This is a genomic window from Streptomyces sp. NPDC058221 (genome assembly GCF_042882365.1).
Classification (GTDB): Bacteria; Actinomycetota; Actinomycetes; order Streptomycetales; family Streptomycetaceae; genus Streptomyces.
In genome coordinates, this window is the sequence record NZ_JBHVWF010000248.1 from 1,256 (window position 1) to 7,065 (window position 5,810).

Here is a 5,810-nt window from a genome sequence, read left to right on the forward strand (position 1 = left end):
TTTTGTTTGTTTTTTTTCATCTTATAAGCCTGGATGTTTTTAAAAAATTTGTCTGTCATATAATTTTTTAGGGCCCTGATCTTATGTTTTCTGTTGGGGGGCGGGTCGGCCCCCTAGCCCCCCCGCCGCCCGCCGCGCGCGGTGATCGCCTACTTGCCCTGGATCGCCTCGAGGAAGCCGACCCTTCCCGCCGCGATGTGCTGGCGCAGCACATTCGTCTTCATGTCGGGGTGGTGTTCGGCGTTCGGCTCAGGCACCGAGGGGTTACCGGTCCAGGACATCAGCCGGCAGACGCGGTGCTGAATCAGCCAACCCTGTTCGGTTCGGACCAGTTCGTCGTCATACCAGCCCGTTCCCTGCCACGTCGGGCCACCGTCGGCCGCTTCGCGCACCAGGAGCCAGTTGCCGTAACTGAACGCGTGTGCCTTATCGCCGTCCACATGCACCAAATGACCCATCATCGTGTGCTGATGACCGTCCAGACCCTCATGGAACTCGGCGAAGGAGCGCTTGAACGTGGCGAGCCCCTGCCAGGCATTTCCGGCCGGACCGAATTCCGCCGTCACATCCTCCGTGAAGACCCGGTCGAACAGGTCCCACTGGTGGGCGTCGAGTGCGAAGCCGTAGAGATTCAGGGTTTCGATGATGGCGGCCTTGTCGTGCTCAACCATTGTTGCGCTCCTCATCCTTCGTGTCACCAACGGGTCACTCTCGATGCCCGCCGTAAAGCACTCGCCTATTGCGATCAGGCCGGTCCAGACAGCGTCGGAGCGTGGGGCACTTCGCGGGGAGTGCACCCCGCCTCCCGTGCTGGGGAGGCACAGTCTCGACCACCCGCCCTCGATCACAGGGAGCTCATCGCATGAGGTACGGGCCGGAGTCGATCACCAAGCGAAGTCCCTGTGGCTCGTTGGCTCGCCGGTACGGCATCCGAGCTGTCTTCCGCCACATCCGACGCCGGCGCCAGGCCGACGGAGCGTATGGCGGACGTTGGCACCATCATCAGGAGCCGTGGAGAAACTGTCAACACTTCACATCCTGCGGGTTACGCAACCGCTCACCCCACACGGGGGCGACCAGGAGGGAATGCAACGCTCCACGGCGATAGAGCTCGACTCCACACACCTAGACACCAGGGATCATCGACCTCGACGCGGGATTCCAGAGCCGGGGACGAGCGAGGCCGACCCTCCGATCACCGTCAGTGCGCGACTCATGGCCGAGAATGAGACTGACATAAATGTTGACACTTTCTGGTGGTGGCTTCTACCGTTCAAATCAGGCCGCACCGTTCAACCGGCCGGCGAGCGGTGGCACGTCCGGGCGTTGCCCTCGATAGCAACCGGGTCACGATTCGCCGCGGCACCGGCCACGATCAGCGCCTCTCGCTCCGCCCTCGACACCTGTCCGGCCGCGTGAGGCACCTGATGCACGTGCCGAAACCGTGGCCGGCTGATCGCTCATCCGCATGACGCAGGCCGGAAGCCGCCGGCCTGCTGGCCCCCCGCTGGCGTCGGCCCGTCCGCCCCTCAACTGCACAAGGGCTGAGAGTTCACGCCGTAGGTGCACGGCCGAGTCACCACCGCAAGAACCGAGCACAGGAGATAGCGACGATGGTTGCGACGCACGACACGTCCGAGAGGCTGACGGCGATCCTCGAGAAGGTCCGGGCCCTCGGGCCGGACCTGCGCAAACGCGCGCTCGCCGCAGAACGCGCAGGCAGGCTTCCCGACGAGACCATCACCGACCTGGATGCCACCGGCGCGTTCGATATCGGCAGTCCCGCAGAGTTCGGCGGCTACGAGTTGACGGTGCGGCAGCAGTTGGACGTCGTTGCAGAGGTTTCCAAGTGGGATGGCTCGTGCGGGTGGACCGTATGGGTGGGCGCCTCGACGAACTGGATTCCCGCCGGTTCGGGGGCTCGTGTCGTCGAGGAGGTCTACGGTCCTGCGTGGGTCGGCCCGCGGGTCGCGGCCTCGAGCCACTTCCCGGCCTCCAGGGGACGCGCGAAGCGGGTGGAGGGCGGCTGGACCATCTCCGGCGGACCCTGGACGTTCGCCAGCGACTCGCTCTGGGCCCCGTTCACCAACCTGGGCTGCATCGCCGATACCGGCGACGGCCCCTACTTGGTGGGCGTTCAGGTCCCCCGCGACGAACTCCGGTTCCTCGACGACTGGCAGGTCGCCGGGATGCGCGCCACTGGCAGCGTCTCCCTCACACTCGCAGCGGACCAGCTGTTCGTTCCGGAGCATCGTTGCGTCGATTTCCGTCACATAGTCGGCGGAGCTCTCGACAGCGGCCTCCAAGGTTCGATCTGGAAGGCGCCCTCGCTCGGCTGGGCCTTCAGTCTCATGGCAGGGATGTCGATCGGCCTCGCGCAAGGTGTGCTGGACAGGTTCCTCGAGCGCTCCGCCGGCCGGCCCATCCGCGGCACCACGTACAAGAACCAGCTGGAAGCACCTCTCACGCACCTGATGCTCACAGAGGTTCACTCCAAGATCCGGTCGGCGACGTTGATCACGCGCGCCAACGCCGAGGAGACCGATCGGCTCGGAGCACTCGCTGCCGCCGGAACGCCGGCCGACCCGGAGTACATGCAGATGTTCAGTGCGCGCGTCCTCGCCGAGACGGCCTACGCGGCCAAATGGTGCGCGGAGGCGATCGAGCTGCTCCAGCGGAACTCCGGATCGACCGCGATCATGGAAAGTGAACCCATTCAGCGGGCTTGGCGTGACGCCCGCGTCATCACGTTGCACGGAGCCCTCAACCTCGAAGCCCTCTCCGAGAACTACGGAAGGCTGATGGCCGGAGCCCAGCCGCACAAGTTCGAGGGGATCACCACCTTGGACCGCTTCACGCCGGTTGCTCCGAGCAAGGCCGGCTGAGGTTCGGGCAAGGGCGGCCCAGCCCGCAGGTCCGGGCGATGGCCGGGAACACGTGACTGCCACAGCGGCAACGAAGCGCGGGAGCCGGTGGCGGCAACAGGGCCGCCTGCTTCCGCCGGCCGCCCGCACTGGACTCGCGCGCAGACGGAACCTCGGAGCATGCCGGCAACCGTCGCCCGACCGCTCCTAGTCATCGGCGGCGTCCTCCAGATCCGGCGGGCACTGGGCGGTGCGCCCGTCGACATGGATGCGACCGTCGATCGCCGTCATCGGGCGGCCTCCGTGCCGCGGCCGTCCGCCCGCATCGGCACGAGCACGCTCTGCACGGCGGGCCCGACGAGCGCGATCAGCTGCTCACGCTCTGCCCCGGTGAGAGTGGGGACACCGACAACACCCCGCCCGACCACGAGCCCGACGAGCATCGACGACACCACCCCCACCCGGAGCGCCAAGTCGTCGTCGGCGGAGCGCGACGCGAGAGCATCAACGAGCAGGCGATCCTGGAGGAAGCCGCGCAACTGCTCGTTCGCCTGCTCGTTGGCGATGGCGCCCCGGAGTATCGCCATGAGCGGCTCCGAGCTCCGGACATCCTCCTCCCACACCTCGAGGAAGGCGCGGACGACACGTTCTCCGAGGCCGTCCTCCGCGCCCTCGAAAGCGGCGCTGAAGCGTGTCAACGCGTCAGCGGGAACGGACATGACGGCGGCGAACAGCTCGTTCTTCGACCGGAAGAACTGCATCACCAGCGACGCGTCCACGCCTGCGTCGGACGCGACCCGCCGGATCGTGGTCGCGGTGAAGCCATCGGCTGCGAACCGGGCGCGGGCCGCGGCGAGGATCGCCTGCCGCGTCGTGTTCGTTCCCGGCCGGCGTCCGAGACGGGCGGTGGCGGCAGGAGTCGTGTGCGCGGTCATGTGCCAAAACTACCCCCGGACCATGATCTCAACCGTTGTTGAGATCTTGCGCCGGCGAACGTACGCTCACATCGTGGACAGAGCCGGTCCACGGACGCAGAGATGCGAGGAGTTCACCATGAGTGATGTCCAGAAGGTGTTCACGCCCTCTCAGCCGCTGGAGCCGGGTGGCCGTTACGGAGTGCTGAGCGGCTACGAGCCCGGCACCCGAACGCTGGAGGCGGGCTTTCAGATCGCCCCGCCGTTCAAACCGCTCCCCCTCGATATCGTGCTGGACAAGGACGTACCGGTCACACTGCGTGACGGCACCACGATCCACGTCGACGTCTTCCGTCCCGTCGGCGCTGAGCGGGTGCCGGTCATCGTGGCGTGGAGCCCGTACGGGAAGGGCCAGGGATCGTCCGCCAGCGTGATGGGCATCTTCGGCATGGTGGGGCTGGACAACGGGATCGTGTCGGGTCTGGAGAAGTTCGAGGGCCCCGACCCCGCGTACTGGTGTGCGCAGGGCTATGCCATTTGCAACCCGGACATCCGGGGCGTGGCCAACTGCGAAGGCGACAGCGTCGTGTGGGACCGGCAGGAAGGACGCGACTGCTACGACCTGGTCGAGTGGCTCGGCGTCCAGGACTGGTGCACGGGCAAGGTCGCCATGAGCGGCACGTCCTACCTCGCGGTGTCGCAGTGGTTCACCGCGGCCGAACAGCCCCCGCACCTTGCGGCGATCAACCCGTGGGAGGGCGTCAGCGACGTCTACCGCGACCTGGTGATGCGCGGCGGCATCCCCGACACCGGATTCGCCCGGCAGCTTCAGGACAACAGCTACTACGGCAACGGCCAGAAGGAGGACATCCTCGCCGAGGCCGACCGCTATCCGCTGGTGAACGACTTGTGGGAGAACAAGATCCCGCTCTTCGGCCGGATCAACGTGCCCGCGTACGTCGTCGCGAGCTACTCCAACACGCTGCACACCGCGGGCACCTTCCGTGCCTGGCGGCGGATGGAGTCCGAGCAGAAGTGGCTGCGCGTCCACAACAGCCAGGAATGGCCGGACTACTACGACGAGGCGAACGTAGAGGATCTGCGCCGGTTCTTCGACCGCTTCCTCAAGGATGAGGACAACGGCTGGGAGCAGACGCCACGTGTGCGCTACTCCCTCCTGGATCTTCAGGGCGGCGACCGGGTGAACATCCCGGCGGACGAGTTCCCGCCGGCGGACGTCACACCGGTGAAGTACTACCTCGACGGCCGCTCGCGGACGCTGGGGACCGCAGCACCCGACACCGGCGCGACGGCGGGTTACGCGGTCGACGCCAACCCGGACACGGTGTCCTTCATGACGCGCTTCGACCAGGAGACCGTTCTGGTGGGCTACCCGAAGGCGCGCCTGTGGGTCGAGGCCGAAGGCGCGGACGACATGGATCTGTTCCTCCTCGTACAGAAGCTCGACGCATATGGCACGCCCCTGCAGCAGTTCACCGTGCTCAACCAGGGCGCGATGATCCAGGACGTGACGGAGCGAGGCGCTTCGATCCTTCGGTACAAGGGGGCGGACGGGCGTCTACGCGTCTCGATGCGCCGTCTGGACGAGAGGCTGTCCACGGAGGACATTCCCGCCCACAGCTTCGACCAGGTCGAGAAGCTCTCACCCGGCGAGGTCGTCGACGTCGAGATCGACCTGCTCCCGGTCGGGCTCACCTTCTACCCGGGCGAGCAGCTCCGTCTCGTCATCAGCAGTCGGTCGCTCCTGGGCACGATGATGCCTGGAATCCGCGAGTACACCACCGAATTCGGCGGACGGCACATCATCCACACCGGGGGCAACCGCGCCTCGTACGTGCAGCTTCCGGTCAAGCCCGCGTGACCAAGACGGTCTGCCCCACCTCCGGGTGGGGCGGACCGCCCCGGCGGACGGCCCCACCCGGACCGCATGCCCCCCCCATTACCTTTTTGGTGGCCCCGCAACGGGGCTCCCGGCCTCCGGGCTCGGCATGACTTCCCCCCCTTGTTAATC

At 66.6% G+C, this 5,810-nt stretch carries 4 protein-coding genes; 2 read left to right on the plus strand and 2 right to left on the minus strand.

Annotation, left to right across the window (positions count from 1 at the left end; translation table 11 throughout):
• Positions 1-149: 149 nt before the first annotated feature.
• Positions 150-671 (minus strand): nuclear transport factor 2 family protein, encoded by a 522-nt coding sequence (locus tag ACFVW8_RS37775; RefSeq protein ID WP_389698339.1) that lies wholly within the window; start codon positions 669-671, stop codon positions 150-152.
• A 942-nt stretch (positions 672-1,613) separates the two neighbouring features.
• Between ACFVW8_RS37775 and ACFVW8_RS37780 the strand changes: the two genes are divergently transcribed.
• On the plus strand, positions 1,614-2,885 hold the full coding sequence (locus ACFVW8_RS37780; protein ID WP_389698341.1) for an acyl-CoA dehydrogenase family protein: 1,272 nt from the start codon (positions 1,614-1,616) through the stop codon (positions 2,883-2,885).
• Between the two features lie 266 nt (positions 2,886-3,151).
• Here the strand turns inward: ACFVW8_RS37780 and ACFVW8_RS37785 are convergent, their stop codons facing one another.
• Positions 3,152-3,799, minus strand: a complete 648-nt coding sequence (locus tag ACFVW8_RS37785; RefSeq protein WP_389698343.1) for a TetR family transcriptional regulator — start codon at positions 3,797-3,799, stop codon at positions 3,152-3,154.
• Positions 3,800-3,917: 118 nt separating this feature from the next.
• Here ACFVW8_RS37785 and ACFVW8_RS37790 point away from each other — a divergent pair, with 118 nt between their 5' ends.
• Complete coding sequence (locus ACFVW8_RS37790; RefSeq protein WP_389698345.1) at positions 3,918-5,660, plus strand: CocE/NonD family hydrolase; 1,743 nt, start codon at positions 3,918-3,920, stop codon at positions 5,658-5,660.
• Positions 5,661-5,810: the final 150 nt, after the last annotated feature.